This window comes from Bradyrhizobium yuanmingense, from assembly GCF_900094575.1.
GTDB classification, from domain to species: domain Bacteria; phylum Pseudomonadota; class Alphaproteobacteria; order Rhizobiales; family Xanthobacteraceae; genus Bradyrhizobium; species Bradyrhizobium yuanmingense.
This window is the reverse complement of sequence record NZ_FMAE01000012.1, coordinates 119,343-135,813: the sequence shown is the minus strand read 5'-3', so window position 1 is coordinate 135,813 and position 16,471 is coordinate 119,343. Positions and strand designations below refer to the sequence as shown.

Annotated in this window: 14 protein-coding genes; 1 reads left to right on the top strand and 13 read right to left on the bottom strand. The window is 65.0% G+C overall.

The features are described 5' to 3' along the window. Positions 1 to 5: 5 nt before the first annotated feature. The 7 genes from GA0061099_RS33735 to GA0061099_RS33705 all read right to left on the bottom strand — a co-directional run bounded on the left by GA0061099_RS33735 (position 6) and on the right by GA0061099_RS33705 (position 7,828). Positions 6 to 767, bottom strand: a complete 762-nt coding sequence (locus GA0061099_RS33735) for an SDR family NAD(P)-dependent oxidoreductase (RefSeq protein ID WP_036029860.1) — start codon at positions 765 to 767, stop codon at positions 6 to 8. After that, the gene (locus tag GA0061099_RS33730; protein WP_085972403.1) at positions 764 to 1,612 is read right to left on the bottom strand and encodes a sugar phosphate isomerase/epimerase family protein; all 849 of its coding nucleotides are present in this window, start codon (positions 1,610 to 1,612) and stop codon (positions 764 to 766) included. Before GA0061099_RS33730 ends, GA0061099_RS33735 begins: the two co-directional genes overlap by 4 nt. Continuing rightward, positions 1,609 to 2,373 (bottom strand): SDR family oxidoreductase, encoded by a 765-nt coding sequence (locus GA0061099_RS33725; protein WP_036029862.1) that lies wholly within the window; start codon positions 2,371 to 2,373, stop codon positions 1,609 to 1,611. The genes GA0061099_RS33730 and GA0061099_RS33725 overlap by 4 nt, the downstream gene beginning before the upstream one ends. Then, complete coding sequence (locus GA0061099_RS33720; RefSeq protein ID WP_036029864.1) at positions 2,366 to 3,055, bottom strand: acylneuraminate cytidylyltransferase family protein; 690 nt, start codon at positions 3,053 to 3,055, stop codon at positions 2,366 to 2,368. The genes GA0061099_RS33725 and GA0061099_RS33720 overlap by 8 nt, the downstream gene beginning before the upstream one ends. Then, complete coding sequence (locus tag GA0061099_RS33715; protein WP_244429391.1) at positions 3,055 to 4,974, bottom strand: N-acetylneuraminate synthase family protein; 1,920 nt, start codon at positions 4,972 to 4,974, stop codon at positions 3,055 to 3,057. Before GA0061099_RS33715 ends, GA0061099_RS33720 begins: the two co-directional genes overlap by 1 nt. A gap of 22 nt (positions 4,975 to 4,996) precedes the next feature. After that, positions 4,997 to 6,373, bottom strand: a complete 1,377-nt coding sequence (locus GA0061099_RS33710) for a GHMP family kinase ATP-binding protein (protein ID WP_050996170.1) — start codon at positions 6,371 to 6,373, stop codon at positions 4,997 to 4,999. A 231-nt stretch (positions 6,374 to 6,604) separates the two neighbouring features. Next, positions 6,605 to 7,828 carry a phenylacetate--CoA ligase family protein gene (locus GA0061099_RS33705; protein ID WP_036029869.1) on the bottom strand — a complete coding sequence of 408 codons (1,224 nt, stop codon included), beginning with the start codon at positions 7,826 to 7,828 and terminating at the stop codon, positions 6,605 to 6,607. A gap of 86 nt (positions 7,829 to 7,914) precedes the next feature. Here GA0061099_RS33705 and GA0061099_RS33700 point away from each other — a divergent pair, with 86 nt between their 5' ends. Beyond that, positions 7,915 to 9,066: an AGE family epimerase/isomerase gene (locus GA0061099_RS33700; RefSeq protein ID WP_036029871.1), complete on the top strand. Its 1,152-nt coding sequence runs from the start codon at positions 7,915 to 7,917 to the stop codon at positions 9,064 to 9,066. Positions 9,067 to 9,078: 12 nt separating this feature from the next. Here the strand turns inward: GA0061099_RS33700 and GA0061099_RS33695 are convergent, their stop codons facing one another. The 6 genes from GA0061099_RS33695 to GA0061099_RS33670 form a co-directional block, all read right to left on the bottom strand. Continuing rightward, on the bottom strand, positions 9,079 to 9,918 hold the full coding sequence (locus tag GA0061099_RS33695; RefSeq protein WP_036029872.1) for an ABC transporter ATP-binding protein: 840 nt from the start codon (positions 9,916 to 9,918) through the stop codon (positions 9,079 to 9,081). A gap of 161 nt (positions 9,919 to 10,079) precedes the next feature. Further along, positions 10,080 to 11,363, bottom strand: coding sequence for an ABC transporter substrate-binding protein (locus GA0061099_RS33690; RefSeq protein WP_036015698.1), 1,284 nt, complete (start codon positions 11,361 to 11,363; stop codon positions 10,080 to 10,082). Positions 11,364 to 11,405: 42 nt separating this feature from the next. Beyond that, the gene (locus GA0061099_RS33685) at positions 11,406 to 12,479 is read right to left on the bottom strand and encodes a branched-chain amino acid ABC transporter permease (RefSeq protein ID WP_036015700.1); all 1,074 of its coding nucleotides are present in this window, start codon (positions 12,477 to 12,479) and stop codon (positions 11,406 to 11,408) included. 3 nt (positions 12,480 to 12,482) lie between these two features. Next, entirely contained in the window at positions 12,483 to 13,376 is an 894-nt protein-coding gene (locus GA0061099_RS33680) for a branched-chain amino acid ABC transporter permease (protein WP_036029874.1), read from the bottom strand. A gap of 118 nt (positions 13,377 to 13,494) precedes the next feature. After that, positions 13,495 to 15,426, bottom strand: a complete 1,932-nt coding sequence (locus GA0061099_RS33675) for a long-chain fatty acid--CoA ligase (RefSeq protein ID WP_036029876.1) — start codon at positions 15,424 to 15,426, stop codon at positions 13,495 to 13,497. After that, entirely contained in the window at positions 15,423 to 16,244 is an 822-nt protein-coding gene (locus tag GA0061099_RS33670; RefSeq protein WP_036029911.1) for an ABC transporter ATP-binding protein, read from the bottom strand. The genes GA0061099_RS33675 and GA0061099_RS33670 overlap by 4 nt, the downstream gene beginning before the upstream one ends. Positions 16,245 to 16,471 lie beyond the last annotated feature (227 nt).

Sequence of the window (16,471 nt, the reverse complement as noted above, 5' to 3'; positions counted from 1 at the left end):
CCTGTTCAGCCGCGCAATTGGCCGCCGTCGGCGACCATGACGCTGCCGGTAATGAACGCCGCGCGCGGCGAGGCGAGGAATGCGACGAGGTCGGCGACCTCTTCCGGCTTGCCGAGCCGGCGCAGCGCCACCTCGCGCACAAGCATGTCCTCGACCGCGGCCCTGTTCTCGGCGAGCTTGCGCGCCCAGGTGCCGTCGGCGGCGAGGATGTTGCCGGGCGCGACCGCATTGATGCGGATGCCCTCGAGCGCCAGCGGGCGCGCCAGCCCGCGCACGGTGGCGTTCAGCGCCGCCTTCGCGGCATAGTAGGTGACGGGCGCGCCCAGCGCCGCCATGCCGGCGATCGAGGAGATACAGACGATCGACCGGTCGCCGCTGCCGCGCGCCATCAGCGGCCGTGCGGCCTCGATCATGTTGGTCGTGGCGAAGAAATTGAGATCCATCACCCGCGACCATTCCGCTGCATTCTCCTGCCCGGGCGGCACGGAAGCGCCGCTGCCGACGTTGCAAACGAGAATGTCGAGGCGTCCCCACTGCCGTTCGACCTCGTTCAGCAGCCCCGCTGCGGCAGCCGGATCGGTGACATCGGCCACGTGAACCGACGTGCTGCCGCCGACCGTAGCCCGCGCGGCATCGAGCGCATCTGCGCCGCGCGCCGCGAGCGCGACCCTGGCGCCTTCTGCGGCGAGCGTCGTCGCGATCGCGAGCCCGATGCCGCGGCTGGCGCCGGTGACGAGCGCGACGCGATCATCCAGCTCGAGCCTCATCGCGCGGCATCCTCGATCCAGCGAACCGTCATGTTGCGATATGTCGCCAGCGCGCCGGCGTGATCGCCGTCGCCGGCCCGCGCGGTTTGCAGGATGTATTGTCCCCTATAGCCGGAGCGCTCGATCAGCCGGATCGTCTTGGCGAGATCAGCGTTGCCGGTGCCGAGCGGCACGGTGGTGCCGCCGCGCACGCGGTCCTTGACATGGACGTTGAGAATGCGGGGCGCGTAGGCCTCGATCTCCTCGGCGCTGTCGTAGCCCAGCGAGGCGCTGTTGCCGCTGTCGTAGTTGATGCCGAAGACCTCCGCCGGAAACGCCTCCATGAAGCGGGCGAGGTCGCGCGGCGGCAGATCGGACTCGAAGACGATCTTGACGTTCTGTCTCACGAGCTGCTCGCGGCGGGCGATCAGCACCCGCTTGAGCGTGTCGCTCTCGCTCTCGCGCTCGATCTTGCCGTTGTCGACCAGCGGGACCACGATGAACGCGATGCCGATGCGGCTGCAGGCGGCAATCAGGAGATCGAGATCGTTGACGAGGGCATCGCGCACGACCGCATCGACCTTCCAGAACGGCGCTTGCATGAAGCAATCGCCGGTCAGGCTCGGGATGCGCACGCCATTTTCGCGTGCCAGCGTCAGAATCTCCTGTTGTCCCGGCTCGGTCATCAGCGGGTTCTCGCGCAGCCGCTCCTGGTCGATGGTCCATTCCATCCGCGTCAGGCCGAGCGCCTTGGCGCGGGGAAATTCCTCGCGCCATTCGTTCCACGGGAACGCCTGGATCTTGCCGTCGACCAGGGCCGACAGGCGTCCCTGCATGAAGCCGATGCGTTCGAGCGTTGCGGTCACGATGTGCTATCCGAACTGATGGCGAGGCCCTTGGCGATCCAGCCGCCGTCGACAAAGATCTCCTGGCCGGTCACATAGGCGGAGGCTTCCGACACGAGAAAGACGGCGGCACCCACCATGTCGGCGGGTTGCCCCCAGCGGCCGAGCATGGTGTGGCGGCGCCGATCCTCGTGCATGACGGGGTCGGCATAGCTCTTCGCGGTCATCTCGGTCGCGACGTAGCCCGGCGCAAGTGCGTTGACGCGGATGCCGTCCGGTGCGTAGTCGGCGGCGAGTGCCCGCGTCAGCCCGGCAAGCCCCGCCTTTGCCGCGACGTAGCCGGGATTGCCGGGGAAGCCGCGCACCGAATTGATGCTGGTGACGTTGACGATCGCCGCCGAGCCCGCGTTCTTCAGGAGCGGATAGGCGGCGAGGATGGTGGCGTAGACGCCGGTGAGATCGGTTGCGACCGTGGCACGGAAGCGTGCGAGCTCGCTTTCGCCGCCTTGGGCCGGAAGACTGATGCCGGCGGCGTTCACGAGTGCGTCGATCCGATTGCCTTTTGCCGCAATGGCGCGGAATGCGCCTTCGATCGCGCTGTCGTCGGAGAGGTCGCAGGCCATGGCGGTGACGCCCTGCGGCGCGGTTCCGGACCGGCTGAGGCCGAACACGGTGGCTCCGGCATCCTTGAGGCCGCTCGCGATCGCCGCGCCAATGCCGCGCGAGGCGCCGGTGACCACCGCGATCTTGCCTGCGAGCGAGAAGGCGCTGAGATCAGGCATAGCCGTAACTGCGCATGATGGCGGCGCAAAGCTTGACGTCCTCGGGGCGGTCGATCTGGAACATCTTGTGACGATCCATGACGTGGAAGCCGATCTTGCCGCCGAGACGATTGTTCTGCTCGCGCAGGAGGGATGGGATCAGGACGTAGAACGAGCCGTTCTCGAGGTAGCGCTTCTCGATCTGCTGGCGCATGCGGCGGTTGCGATAGTCGTAATTGATCGGCTCCGGGCCGTTCGCGCCGATCCGCCAGTTGAAGTAGTCCTCGACCTCGCAGACCGACAGCAGGCTGTCGAGATGGTCGCGATCGAAGGTCTCAAGTGCGTTCTCGATGTCGCCGGGCTCGCGGATCGGCGATGTGGCCTGAAGCGCGACCACGCGCTCGAACCGGCCCAGTCGCGCCTCGATCGCATCGAGGGCATGCAGCCAGGCGGATTCGGAGGAGGCGAGGTCGCCCGAAATGTCGTCCGGGCGCCGCACGCCGACCGCGCCGGCGGTCTCGGCCGCGGCGAGGATCGCCTCGCTGTCCGACGAGACGGCTACCACGTCGACGCCGCGCGCCGCGCGGGCCTGTTCGACCGTCCAGGCGATCAGGGGCTTGCCGCAGAGATCGAGCAGGTTCTTGTGCGGGATGCCCTTGGAGCCGCCGCGCGCGGCGATCACGGCCAGCGTCTTGCGCGCCATCAGATGTGTCCCTCCAGACGCTCGAGCGCGGTCCAGAAGCCTTCGCCCATGTTCTTGTGACCCTGCCATATTTCGGGAATGAACGATGCCGTCGGTGCATGCTTGCGCAACACCTGTCCGATCTCGTCGAAATCGATCTCGCCTTCGCCGATCTGAAGACCTTCGCCGTCGAGGCCCTTGGCGTCGCCGAAATGCAGATGCGCGGTGTGCGGCCCGAGCTGGGTGAGGCCCTGCGCGAAGTCGAAGCCGAAATGATTGGCGGCGAGCTTGGTGTGGGAGATATCGACGCACATGCGCAAATCATGCTTGGCGCAGAACGCGGCCGATTCCTCCGGGAAGATGAAGATGTTCTGGTGGCGCTGGCCGCCGAAATGCCAGGGAAACGGCGCCATGGTCTGCGGCGTCAGCTCGACACCCTCCATGTCGAGCTCGGTCAAGCTCTGCGCAAAGACGCGGTAGCGCTCGGCTTTCTCCTCCGGCGGCAGCGGCTCGTCCATGGTGAAGCCGCCGATATTGGCGACGATGGGCGGACGCTTGGTCTTGGGGAAGAATTTCTTCAGGCCGCGGGTGATGTCGATCACCGCCTGGGTCTGCTCCAGCGAGTAGCGCCGCAGCGCCTCGTCGGGCGTTGCGAGGTCCATCAGCTTGGAGCCGGCAAACAGCTCCGGCGCATGCACCACGAAACCGAGATCATAGGTGCCCGACAGATAGGCCGCCGGATCGCGCTCCATGTCGCTGTAGCTGAGATGGAATTCGATGATGTCGGGCTCGCAGATTTCCAAGAAGCGTTCGGTATCGTGATAGCGCACCGGCACGCCCCAGGGGCGGTCGAAGCGGTAGCGCCGCGCCTTCGCGGCGCCTTCATTGAGGTCGCTCTGGAAGAAATAGTCGTCGGCCGCCATCGTTCGCGTCAGCTTGCGGCCGAGCAGCGCCGGCATCTTGAGCGGCGACAGGCCCTGTCCCGGGCTCTTCACGGCGATGTCGCTTTCGGAGATCACGGTGCCGGCCGACAGGTCGCGCGCGGCCACCAGGCTCTTGGCGAGGTTTTCGCGGTTGATCAGCTCACCCTGGCTCAGCGCGCGCTCGGCGAGCTTCTCGCCGCGGGCCGCTTCCACCTCGCGAATGCCGGAGACGAGTGCCTTGAATTCCTCCGGCTCGAGACTTGCGGCATGGTCGGGACCTTCCATCTCGCGATCGAGCGTGATGTGGCGTTCGATGACGACGGCGCCGAGCGCGACGGCGGCCGTCGAAACGGCAATGCCGCGCTCGTGGCCGGAATAGCCGACGACCGGATGGATCTCGCGCAGCGTTTCCATGAAACGCAAATGAATGTTGTGGAGCGCGGCCGGGTAGGTGCTCTGGCAATGCAGCAGCACGTAGCTGGCATTCCGGTCGTCGAGGAACTTCGCCGCGGCCTTGATCTCGTCCGTCGTGCTCATGCCGGTCGAGACGATCAACGTCTTGCCGGTGGCGGTGAGGCGGGCGAGCAGCGGCAGATTGGTGAGGTCGGCGGACGCGACCTTGTAGGCCTCCACGCCGAAGCCTTCGAGCACGGCGACGCTCTTGGCGTCCCAGGGCGTGCAGAGGTACTCGATGCCCTTGGCTGCGCAATATTCGGCGATCTTCTTCTGCTGTGCGGTCGGCAGCTCGAAGCGGCGCAGAAGATCGAGCGTATATTCGACGGCGAGGTCGTCGTCTTTCCCGGACAGGCTCGAGGCGCGATAGACCTCGTCGAGCTTGCGCATCTGGAATTTGGCGCAATCGGCTCCGGCGGCGACCGCGGCATCGACCAGCGCAATGGCGCGGTCGAAGTCGCCATTATGGTTGTTGCCGATCTCGGCGATGACGTAGCAGGGTTCGCCATCGCCCAGAAGACGGTTGCCGATGCGGACCGGAGCAGGCTGTTTGGGCGATGTCATCAACATTCTCGTCTCATATGCGTCATGCTAGCTGGGCGGGAACACGGGACTTCCACGTCCGCAGCCCGTTCTCCTCGAACATGATGCGCGAACAGCTGTGCCCCTGCTGTTCCAGCGCCGCGATCAGCTGATAGCGCTCGAACGGGCGGACGAAGAACATGAAGTAACCGCCGCCGCCCGCGCCAAGCAACTTGCCGCCGACCGCGCCATGCTGCTTGGCAAAATCATAGATCGCGTCGATCGCGTCCGACGAGATCTTGGAGCTCAGCTTCCGCTTGGCGTGCCAGGCCTCGTCGATCAGCCGGCCGCATTCCAGCAGTTGACCGCGCAGCAGATGCCGCCTGATGTCGCGCGTCACTTCCTTCTGCTTGGCAGCTGCGGCCACCGCGTCGCTGGTCTCGTGCTGAGCCTTCTGGTCGCGATGAATGGCGCCGGAATCGCGCCCCGAGCCGACGTAGCAGAGCACCAGGCTCTCCTCGAGCTCGGCGATGATGTTGGGATCGAGGCGAAGCGGCACGATGGTGTTCTGGTCGGAGAAGAATTCCATGTGATTGAATCCGCCGAACACGGTGGCGTACTGATCCTGCCAGCCGCCGGGGATGTTGAGCATCAGCCGCTCGGCCTGGAAGGCCATCTCCGCGATCTCGTGGCGGTCCCACTGGTCGCTGCGAAATTCGTTGAAGCAGCCGATGATCGCCGACGAAACCACCGCGGAGCCGCCGAGGCCGGAACCGACCGGGAAGTCGGCGGACACTTCGAGCTCGAAGCCGTAAGTCGGCTTGATCAGGCGCACGACCGACTTGATCAGTGCGAGATCTCCGCCCGTTCCGAGCTCGGTGAGATTGTCGGCCTCGACCGTGCGGCGGAAGTCGTGCGAGTAGATACGGATGCTGGGATCGCTCCGGCGCCGCAACGTCGCGTGAGCGTACATCTTGATCGTGGCGCTGATGACCGCGCCGCCGTCATTCGCCACGAAGTAGTGCGTCAGGTCGGTGCCGCCGCCGGAGAAGCTGATCCGCACCGGCGAGCGGGCGCGCGCGAACACCTCGCTCTCTTCCGACAGGTTGAACAGTTCGCGGCTGAACACGTCGACCAGCCGTCCCTCGCCATCGAGGATCGGCACGACGTGGACGCGCTGGTCGAGCAGCTTGAGGATCTGCTCGCGTGGCCCGCCGGTCGGTGCCCAGACGAATTTGCGGTTGATGCAGGACACAACCCGGTCTTGGATCGTGATACCGGTGAGCATGCGCCTGCGGATGTCGCCGTCCGTTACGGCGCCGACGATTCGCCCACTCGCGTCTTGCGCGAACAGGATGCCGAGCATGTTCGCGTTCAGGCGCCGGAAGGCTTCCTCAATGGTCTCCGTCTCGGCGATCGTGACGAGGGTTCGGTCAAGCACGTTTGGGGTCCAGAAAGGGCCGATTCCGGCCATATCGCAGCGTGGTCTGGTAATACGGGAGCAGCCCGGACGATGCAAGGTTCCTGCGCCCGGCGGCATCGCAGCCATGGCCCGAAGGTCGGGCTCTACGCTCGTCATCTTCGTCGTGCCGCGAGTTCGTTCCGCGCTCCCGCATTCGCGGAGGGATGTGCTCAGCCCCGGCAATGACCTGCTGTCGAAATCGAGCTGAAGTTAGCGCTCGTCCACGATGACCTTGCCGTCATTCGGCAGCGTGCCGGGACCGACCAGCTCGACGGCTCCTCCGAGCTTCGTTATCGCGCGCAAGCTGGCCGCGATGTCGTCGCGTAGCGAGTCGCTAGGGGGCGCAGCTTCCGCTCTCAACGTCATGGCGTCGGTCTCGCCTTGGCGCGTGACGATGAGGCGAAGTCTTCCGAGCCCCGCGTGGCGCTTGCCGATCTCGGCGATCTGCTCGGGCCGGACGAACATGCCCTTGATCTTGGTGGTCTGGTCGGCGCGGCCCATCCAGCCTTTGATGCGCATGTTGGTGCGCCCGCACGGGCTCGTGCCGGACAGGGCCGCGGTGAGGTCGCCGAGCGCGAGCCGAATCCAGGGATGGTGCGGGTCGAGCGAAGTCACGACAATCTCGCCGACGTCACCTGGTGCGACCGGATCGCCAGTGCCGGGCTTGACGATCTCCAGGATCAGGTCCTCGTTCACGACCATGCCTTCGCGGGCCTCGGTCTCGAAGGCGATGAGGCCGAGATCGGCGGTACCGAAGGCCTGGTAGGCATCGATGCCGCGCCCCTTGATCTCGGCCTGGAGCGAGGGCGGAAACGCTGCGCCCGAGACCAGCGCGCGCTTGATCGAGGAAACGTCACGCCCCGAGCTTGCCGCGGCATCGAGCAGAATCTTCAAGAAGTCCGGCGTGCCGCTGTAGCCGACCGGCCGGTAGGCCTCGATCAGCTCGAACTGCTGTTCTGTGTTGCCGGGGCCGGCCGGGATCACCGCGCAGCCGAGCGCGCGCGCCGACGCATCGAAGATGAACCCACCGGGGGTGAGATGGTAGCTGAAGGTATTGAGGACGATGTCGTCGGGGCGGAACCCGGCTGCGAACAGCGCCCTTGCGCCGCGCCAGGGATCGGCTTGTCGCCCTTCCGGCTCGAAGATTGGACCGGGGGAGGTGAACAGGCGGGCGAACGAGCCAGGCGCCGCCGCCACGAAGCCTCCGAAGGGCGCGGAGGCCTTGTGCAGGGCGGGCAGTTCCGACTTGCGCAACACCGGCAAATCCGCCAGAGCCGCCCTGGAGGTCACGGCGGCGGGATCGAAGCCTTTCAGCCGCTCGGCATAGGCCGGGGCGGCCATCGCGGCTCGCAGCACCTCCGGGAGGCGGGCGAACAGGTCGGCCTCGCGCGCGGCTTGCTCACGCGTCTCGCGGGCGTCGTAATGGGCGGTCATGGCTGTTCTTTCCGTGTTGGCATCCGTTGCGCGCCGCCACCGGCATGGCTATCAGACCGCCAGTGGCGAGGCTTGAAAGGGACCCGATGGCGGACGAAGGAATCATTGCGGCGGACGAGGCGTCGAACGTCGTTGCGCGCCTGAAGCGCCGTATGATCGACGAGGCGCTGCCGCTGTGGTCGACGGTCGGCTGGGATCACGCCGCAGGCGGCTTCATCGACCGGCTGCACCGCGACGGTGCGGCGGATGCCGCCGCGCCCCGGCGCGTGTTCGTGCAGGCCCGCCAGATCTGGTGCTACGCCAAGGCGGCACAGATGGGCTGGTATCCTGAGGGGCGCGCGATTGCGCTGAAGGGGCTGGAGCACCTGCTGGCCAAAGCGAAGGCGCCCGATGGCCGGCCTGGCTATGTGCACCGGCTGACGCCGGACGGATCGGTGCTGGATGCCCGGCGTGATGCTTATGACCACGCCTTCATCCTGTTTGCGCTCGCCAGCGTCTATGCGCTCGACCAGGATACGCAGGTCCGCGCCGAGATCGATGCGCTGCTCGCCTTCCTCGACGGACACCTGCGCTCGCCGCATGGCGGCGTTCACGAAGGCCTTCCGGTCTCGCTGCCGCGCCGGCAGAACCCGCATATGCATCTGTTCGAGGCGATGATCGCGTGCTTCGAGGCGACCCACGATCTGTCGTTCCAGAACCGTGCCGGAGAATTCTTCGCATTGTTCCTCGCCAACCTCTACGACAAGCAGAGGCACGTATTGTCGGAATATTTCGAGGAGGACTGGTCGAAGATCGAGCCGGTCAGCGTCGAGCCGGGTCACCAGGCGGAATGGGTCTGGCTGCTGAAGAGTTTTGAACGCATCACGGGATGCCCGACCAGCCAGCGGCGTGCGGAATTGCTGGAGACCTCGCTGCGCTATCGCGACGAGGCGACGGGCTGCCTCGTCGACGAGGGCGATGCAAGCGGCAGCATCCGCCGCAGCACGCGCCGGCTGTGGCCGCAAACCGAGATCGCGAAGGCGTGGATCGCGCAGGCCGAATCCGGCGAGCCGGGTGCGGCGGACGAGGCGCGCGCGGCGCTGGTGCGGCTCGAACGGCATTATCTCAGCCATCCCGTCAAGGGCGGCTGGTACGACCAGTTCGATCGCGACGGCAAATCGCTGATCGACACCATTCCTGCGTCGTCGTTCTATCATGTTCTCTGCGCGGTCACGGAAGCCGAGCAGGTGCTCGGCTAGGCTCCTTGTGGATCACAGCCAGCGCTTGCGCCGCTTGAAGCTCTTGAGGTTCTTGAAGCTCTTGCGCTGGTCGCCGGCGCCGCCGAGGTAGAATTCCTTGACGTCCTCGTTGTCGCGCAATGCGTCGGCGCTGCCGTCGAGCACGACCTTGCCCTGCTCCATGATGTAGCCGTGGCTCGCCACGGAGAGCGCCGCGCGCGCATTCTGCTCGACCAGGAGGATGGTGACGCCGAGATCGCGGTTGATCTTCTGGATGATCGAGAACACCTCTTTCACCAGCAGCGGCGAGAGGCCCATCGAAGGCTCGTCCATCAGGATCATTTTCGGGCGCGCCATCAGCGCGCGGCCGATTGCGAGCATCTGCTGCTCTCCGCCGGAGAGATAACCGGCAAGGCCGGTGCGCTCCTTCAAGCGCGGGAAATAGCTGAAGACCATGTCGAGGTCGGCGTCGACCTCGCGGTCCCGGCGCGTGAAGGCGCCGAGCTTGAGATTCTCGAGCGAGGTCATGTCGGCGACGATGCGCCGGCCCTCCATCACCTGGAAGATGCCGCGGCGGACGATCTTGTCGGGATCGATGCCGTTGATCCGCTCGCCCTCGAACAGGATCTCGCCGCGCGTCACCTCGCCGTCCTCGGTCTTGAGCAGCCCCGAGATCGCCTTGAGCGTCGTGGACTTGCCGGCGCCGTTGGCCCCGAGCAGCGCCACGATCGCGCCCTTGGGCACGTCGAGGCTGAGGCCGCGCAGCACCAGGATCACATCGTCATAGACGACCTCGATGTTGCGCACGGCGAGGAGGGGAGCGGACTCCACGGCGGTTGGCCTGGCGCGGGATGCTTCGAGGGTGTCGGTCATGCTTCAAAACTCCGCTGTCATCGCCCGGCTTGACCGGGCGACCCAGTATTCCAGAGGCGCCTGAGATTCATCGAGAAGCCGCAGCGTACTGGATCCCCCGCCCAGGTGCGCAATTGCGCACAACGCGAGGGATGACAGTGTTCGCGTGGTGAAAGCAGGGCTCACCACCCCAGCCATTCCGGCTTGCGCGGCAGCTCGACGGTCTTGACCTTCTCGAGCTTGATCGTGCCGTTGGCCATCAGGTCGTTCAGGTCGGCATTGGTCGAACCGGAGACCTTGGTGCGATAGAGATCGACCTTGAGGGTGCCGCGATGGTCCTTGTTGGTCCAGGTCGAGGGATTGCAGACGCCGTCCATGCCGGCCGGCACCCAGTCCTTCTTCTGGTAGAAGCCCTTGGCGACGTTCTCACCGGTGGCACCTCCGTTCTTGGCGGCCCAGTCGAGCGCTTCCCTGGCGTAGAGAGCGCTACAGACGCCTGCGATATAGTGCACCGGTCGATAGGCCTTGCCGCTTGCATCCGATATTTTCGAGATTTCCATCACCGTCTTCATGCCTGGCGCGTTGCCGCCCCAGGTTACGGCCGTGCGTAGCGGGAAGACGACGCCGTCGGCGGCGTCAGCCGCAGTCTTGGCGGCGTTCTCGTCCATGCCCCAGACATTGCCGAGGAACTGCACGTCCACGCCGGCGGTCTTGCAGGCCTTGAGCACGGAGATGTTCGAGGCTGCGGTGTTGCCGAGATAGGCGTAGTTGGCGCCGGAGCTCTTCAGGCTGAGGCATTGCGCGGAGTAATCGCCGGGCGTCAGCGCGAACACGATCGGCGGCAGCACTTCGAAGCCGAGCTCATTGGCGATCGCCTCGCCGGCGGCCTTCGGCGCGTTCGGGTACGGATGATTGCCGCCCATATGGACGAATTTCGGCTTACCGCTCTTGCCCTTGGCCTTCCAGTCTTCCGCCGCCCAGGTCACCAATGCCCGCATCGCGTCCGAATAGCTCGGGCCGTAGAAGAAGTTGTAGGGCGCGGGTTTGGCCTTGCCGCTCACGCCTTCCGGATCGGTCAGCGCCGCCGCGTAGGAGGCGGAGATATAGGGAATCTTGTCCTGCGCGACAAAGCCGGTCAGCGCTTCGGTATCGGCGGTACCCCAGCCCATGATCGTTGCAACCTTGCCGTCCGGCGCCGACCACTTCTTGTAGAGCGCGATCGCGCGCGGCACCTGATAGCCGTAGTCGTTGGTATCGAGGTTGACCTGCTTGCCGCCGATACCGCCGTTCTTGTTGATCCAGGCAAAGGTGTCGGCGACGGCCTGGCCGTAGGGCGTGCCAACGTCCGACGTCGCACCGGAGTAGTCGGCGAGATGGCCGACGGCGATCTGGGCCTGCGCACTGGCCGCAAAACCAGCGATCGCAAACGCGAGCGACGCGGTGCTTAAAAGCGATTTGGTCTTCATGGGTTGGTTCCTCCTGTTATCGTTTAAGTGAAGTAGCCGTGCTCAATGCGAGAACGGGTAGAGTTTCCAATACGCCTTGATCTGTCGCCAGCGATGCGCGAGCCCATCGGGCTCGAACATCAGGAATGCGATGATGATCACCCCGATCGCGATCTCTCGCAGAAAGGTGATGTTGGTGTTAAGCGAGAGCGCCTTGTCGATCGCGCCGCCCTTCAAATGATGGCTGATGAACTCCATCGCCTCGGGCAGCAGCACCACGAAGGCGGTGCCCATCAGCGTGCCCATGATCGAGCCGGTGCCGCCGATGATGATCATGGCCAGGAACAGTATTGAGCGCTCGATGCCGAAGCCTTCCTGGGAGACCACGAGCTGATAGTGCGCGTAGAGCGCGCCCGCGATGCCGGCGAAGAAGGCGGCGAGACCGAACGACAGCGTGCGGTACCTGGTGAGGTTGATGCCCATGATCTCGGCGGAGAGATAATGGTCGCGGATCGCCACCAGCGCGCGGCCATCGCGCGTGCGCATCAGGTTGGTGACGAGGATGTAGCTCAAGAGCACATAGGCCAGCACGACGTAGAAATATTGCCGGTCGCCCCGCAGCGTGTAGCCGAAGATCGAGAACGGCTCGGCGCTCGCCGGCACCGAGCCGCCGGAGAACCACTCGGCGCGCGAGAAGAAGTCGAGCAGGATGTATTGCGCGGCCAGCGTTGCAATGACGAGGTAGAGTCCCTTCAGCCGCGCCGCGGGGATGCCGAAGATCAACCCAACCAGCGCCGTCACGAGTCCCGCGAGCGGGATCGCGAAGAACACCGGGATCGGCGCATTATTGGAGATGTAGGCCGAGGTGAAGGCGCCGAGCAGGAAGAAGGCCGCGTGTCCGATCGAGATCTGGCCGGTGAAGCCGACCAGGATATTGAGGCCGAGCGCCGCGATCGAGAAGATGCCGATCTGGATCAAAATGCTGAGCCAGTAGCCGCTGAAGAGTTGCGGCGCGAGGCAGAGCAGCGCGACGCCCAGAATCGCGAAGTTGCGGCTGGTGGTGGTCGGGAAGATCGTGGTGTCCGCGGCGTAAGTGGTGCGGAAATCACCAGCGGGAATGAGGGCAGGGCCGGCCATGGATCAGATCCGCTCGATGTCGTGGGTGCCGAACAGGCCGTAGGGCTTGATCATCAGCACGATGATGAGAACGTAGAACGGCGCGATCTCGTAGAGATTGCCCCAGTGCAGATACTCGCTGTCGACATATTGGGCGACGTTCTCCAAAAGCCCGATGATGATGCCGCCGAGCACCGCGCCGCCGACGGAATCGAGCCCGCCGAGGATCGCCGCCGGAAACACCTTGATGCCGTAGGCAGCAAGGCCCGAGGACACGCCATTGACGACGGCGACGACGACGCCGGCGACCGCCGAGACGGTCGCCGAGATTGCCCAGGCCATCGCGAACACGCTCTTGACGGAAATGCCGAGCGACTGCGCCACCTGCTGGTTGAACGCGGTGGCGCGCATCGCAAGGCCGTACTTCGACGCGCGGAAGAACCAGGCCATGCCGATCATCATCGCGACCGACACCACGAGGCTCATGACGTAGACGGTCTGGATCTGCAGTCCGAACAGGTCGACCGACTGGCTCTCGAACACGCGCGGGAACGGCTGCGGATTGACGCCGAACATCCATTTCAGCGTCGCCTGCAGCACGGTGGAGAGGCCGATCGTCACCATGATCACCGAGATGATGGGCTCGCCGATCATCGGCCGCAGGATCAGCACCTGCACCGCGATGCCGAACACGAACATGAACACCAGCGTGATCGGCATGCCGATCCAGAACGGCACCTGGTATTTCGCCAGCAAGGCCCAGCACACCCAGGCGCCGACCAGCAGCAATTCACCTTGCGCGAAGTTGACGACCTGCGTCGCCTTGTAGATCAGCACGAACGACATCGCGACTACGCCATAGAGCGTGCCGACCACGAGGCCGTTGACCAGGAGCTGGATGAGGAAGGCGGTGTTCATGTTGGGTGACTCAGCCCGTCATTGCCGGGCTTGACCCGGCAATCCATCGATGAGGAAGGAAGACTGTTCGGAAGAGGATGGATGTGCGGGTCAAGCCCGCGCATGACGAGGATCTGTATCACTCCGCAGCCTCCGCCATGTGCCCGTGCCCGCCGAGGTCCACCACGCGCAGCGTCGTTCGCACCCGCTGCGTGGTGCCGTCCTGGAAGCGGATCACGGTGTCGACGGGGATGTCGGAATCGCCGCGGTAGATGGCGTCGATGATGCCGGCGTATTTCTCGTTGATGACGCCGCGGCGCACCTTTCGCGTCCGGGTGAGCTCGCCGTCGTCGGCGTCGAGCTCCTTGTAGAGCAGCAGGAAGCGCGAGATGCGCTGGGCCGGCGGCAGCGTGGCGTTGACGGTCTCGACCTCCTTCTGCAGCAGCGCGTAGACCTCCGGCCGTGAGGCGAGGTCGCTGTAGGTCGTGAAGGAGAGGCGGTTCTTTTCCGCCCATTTCGAGATGATGGAGTAGCGGATGCAGATCATTGCCGCGAGCGCGTCACGGCCGGCCCCAAGCACCACGGCTTCGGCGATATAGGGCGAGAATTTCAGCTTGTTCTCGATGAATTGCGGCGAGAAGCGCTCGCCGCGGGAGGTCTCGGCGAGATCCTTGATGCGGTCGATCACGACGAGCTGGTGGTTGGCGTTGAAATAGCCGGCGTCGCCCGAGCACATCCAGCCGTCCTTGATATCGGCGACGCTGGCCTCGGGGTTCTTGTAGTAGCCGAGGAACATGTTGGGGTGCCGCACCACGATCTCGCCGACGCCGTGGACGTCGGCATTGTCGATACGGATCTCGACATTATCGGCCATCGGTACGCCGGTGGTATCAGGATCGACCTTGCCCTCGGGATGCAGCGTGTAGGCCCCGAGCAGCTCGGTCTGACCGTAGAGCGTGCGCAGCGGCACGCCCATGGCCTGGAAGAACTTGAAGGTGTCAGGCCCGAGCGCCGCACCGCCGGTCGCGGCCGAGCGCAACCGGGTGAAGCCGAGGCGATCGCGCAGTGCGCGGAACAGGATCGTGTCGGCAAAGCCCGAGCGCTTGCCCTGTTCGAGCGCGGCAAGGCCCGACTTCATGCCGATGTCGAACAGGCGCTGCTTGAAGGGCGTTGCGTCCATCACCTTGGCACGGACGTCGGCGGCAATCGATTCCCAGACGCGGGGCGCGAACAGAACGAAGGTCGGTGCGATCTCGCGCAGATCGTTCATCAGCGTGTCCGGCTCTTCGACGAAGTTGATCTTCATCCGGCAGAGCAGACCTTTGCCGAGCACGTAGACCTGTTCCATGATCCAGGGCAGCGGCAGCACCGACACGTATTCGTCATCGGGACCCTTGGGGTCGAAGGCGAGATAAGTGGCGCAATGGCCGAGCACGCGTCCGGCGGCGAGCATCGCGAGCTTCGGATGCGAGGTGGTGCCCGACGTCGTGCAGAGAATCGCGACGTCCTCGCCCTCGGTGGCATCGACCAATCTGTCGTAGAGTTCCGGCTCGCGTGCTGCCCGCGCGCGGCCGAGCTCGGCGAATTTCTCCGCCGGCATCAGGCGCGGGTCGTCGTATTTCCGCATCCCGCGCGGATCGGAATAGATGATGTGCTTCAGCTTCGGCACGCGCTCGGCAAGGATGAGCAGCTTGTCGACCTGCTCCTCGTCCTCGGCGAAGACCAACTGCGCCTCGCCGTAGTTGAGGAGATAGGAAGCTTCCTCGTCCAGGACGTCGCGATAGAGCCCGAGGCTGAGGCCGCCAATGGCATGCGTCGCAACTTCTGCCGCGACCCAGTCGGGCCGGTTGTCGCCGATGATGCCGATGACATCACCGCGGCCCAGGCCGAGCTCGATGAGGCCGAGCGCGAAATCGCGCACGCGGGCCTGATAGTCGTTCCAGGTGAAGATGCGCCAGAGCCCGAGATCCTTCTCGCGCATTGCGATCTCGTTGCCGTGCTCCCTGGCATTGAGCCGGAGCATCTTCGGATAGGTGTCGGCCTGCGCGACGCGGCCCGCATAATCCATCATGCCGCGCTCTCCTGCGCCGGAGAGGCATCATCGGGATCGACAAGCACCTCGTCCTCTTCGCCGAGATAGGCACGCCTGACGTGCGGATCGGCGAGCACGGTGGCCGGATCGCCCTCGGCGATCTTCTTGCCGAAATCCAGCACCATGACGCGGTGGGAGATGTCCATCACCACGCCCATGTCGTGCTCGATCATCACCACCGTCATCCCGAACTCCTCGTTGAGATCGACGATGTAGCGGGCCATGTCCTCCTTCTCCTCGAAATTCATGCCGGCCATGGGCTCGTCGAGAAGGATCAGGCGCGGCTCCAGCGCCATGGCGCGGGCGAGCTCCACGCGCTTGCGCAGGCCGTAGGGGAGGGTGCCGGCGGTGGCCTTGCGCACCGGCTGCAGATCGAGGAAGTCGATGATCTCTTCCACCTTGCGACGGTGCTCGAGCTCCTCCTTGCGCGCGCCGGTGAGCCAGTACAGCGAGCCCGTGAGGAAATTGTTCCTCAGCAGGTGATGGCGGCCGACCATGATGTTGTCGAGCACGCTCATGTGGTGGAATAGTGCGAGATTCTGGAAGGTACGGCCGATGCCGAGTGAGGCGCGGGCATTCGGCGTCAAGCCGGTGATGTCGCGGTCCCGATAGAACAGCTGGCCTTCGGTCGGCTTGTAGCGACCGGAAATACAGTTCACGATCGAGGTCTTGCCGGCGCCGTTGGGGCCGATGATCGAGAACAGCTCGCCTTCCCTGATGGCGAAGCTGACGTCGGTCAGCGCGCGGACGCCGCCGAATCGTAAGGACACGCCGCGCACTTCGAGACTGGTAGCCACCAAACGAATCCCTCCCGGTGATGGCGCTTGATTGGCGCTCTTCCGTTCCTGTCAGGCGATCCTAGTACGGTCGTGCCGGCCAGACCATGCAGCTATTGGTCTCGACCGCACCGGCGCCACCTTCGTTCCCGTGAGGGATCAAAAGCCGCATCGCCCGAGGTGGTCCTCAATAGGGGAAAGCGCTATTTTGAAATGTCTCCGGCCTGACAATTCTGCGACAAAGTTGT

Bases quoted from the DNA above. Each gene is read 5' to 3' on its own strand.
- GA0061099_RS33735 (WP_036029860.1), bottom strand. From the start codon at position 767: ATGAGGCTCGAGCTGGATGATCGCGTCGCGCTCGTCACCGGCGCCAGC.
- GA0061099_RS33725 (WP_036029862.1), bottom strand. From the start codon at position 2,373: ATGCCTGATCTCAGCGCCTTCTCGCTCGCAGGCAAGATCGCGGTGGTC.
- GA0061099_RS33720 (WP_036029864.1), bottom strand. From the start codon at position 3,055: ATGGCGCGCAAGACGCTGGCCGTGATCGCCGCGCGCGGCGGCTCCAAG.
- GA0061099_RS33715 (WP_244429391.1), bottom strand. From the start codon at position 4,974: ATGACATCGCCCAAACAGCCTGCTCCGGTCCGCATCGGCAACCGTCTT.
- GA0061099_RS33705 (WP_036029869.1), bottom strand. From the start codon at position 7,828: ATGACCGCCCATTACGACGCCCGCGAGACGCGTGAGCAAGCCGCGCGC.
- GA0061099_RS33700 (WP_036029871.1), top strand. From the start codon at position 7,915: ATGGCGGACGAAGGAATCATTGCGGCGGACGAGGCGTCGAACGTCGTT.
- GA0061099_RS33695 (WP_036029872.1), bottom strand. From the start codon at position 9,918: ATGACCGACACCCTCGAAGCATCCCGCGCCAGGCCAACCGCCGTGGAG.
- GA0061099_RS33690 (WP_036015698.1), bottom strand. From the start codon at position 11,363: ATGAAGACCAAATCGCTTTTAAGCACCGCGTCGCTCGCGTTTGCGATC.
- GA0061099_RS33685 (WP_036015700.1), bottom strand. From the start codon at position 12,479: ATGGCCGGCCCTGCCCTCATTCCCGCTGGTGATTTCCGCACCACTTAC.
- GA0061099_RS33680 (WP_036029874.1), bottom strand. From the start codon at position 13,376: ATGAACACCGCCTTCCTCATCCAGCTCCTGGTCAACGGCCTCGTGGTC.
- GA0061099_RS33675 (WP_036029876.1), bottom strand. From the start codon at position 15,426: ATGATGGATTATGCGGGCCGCGTCGCGCAGGCCGACACCTATCCGAAG.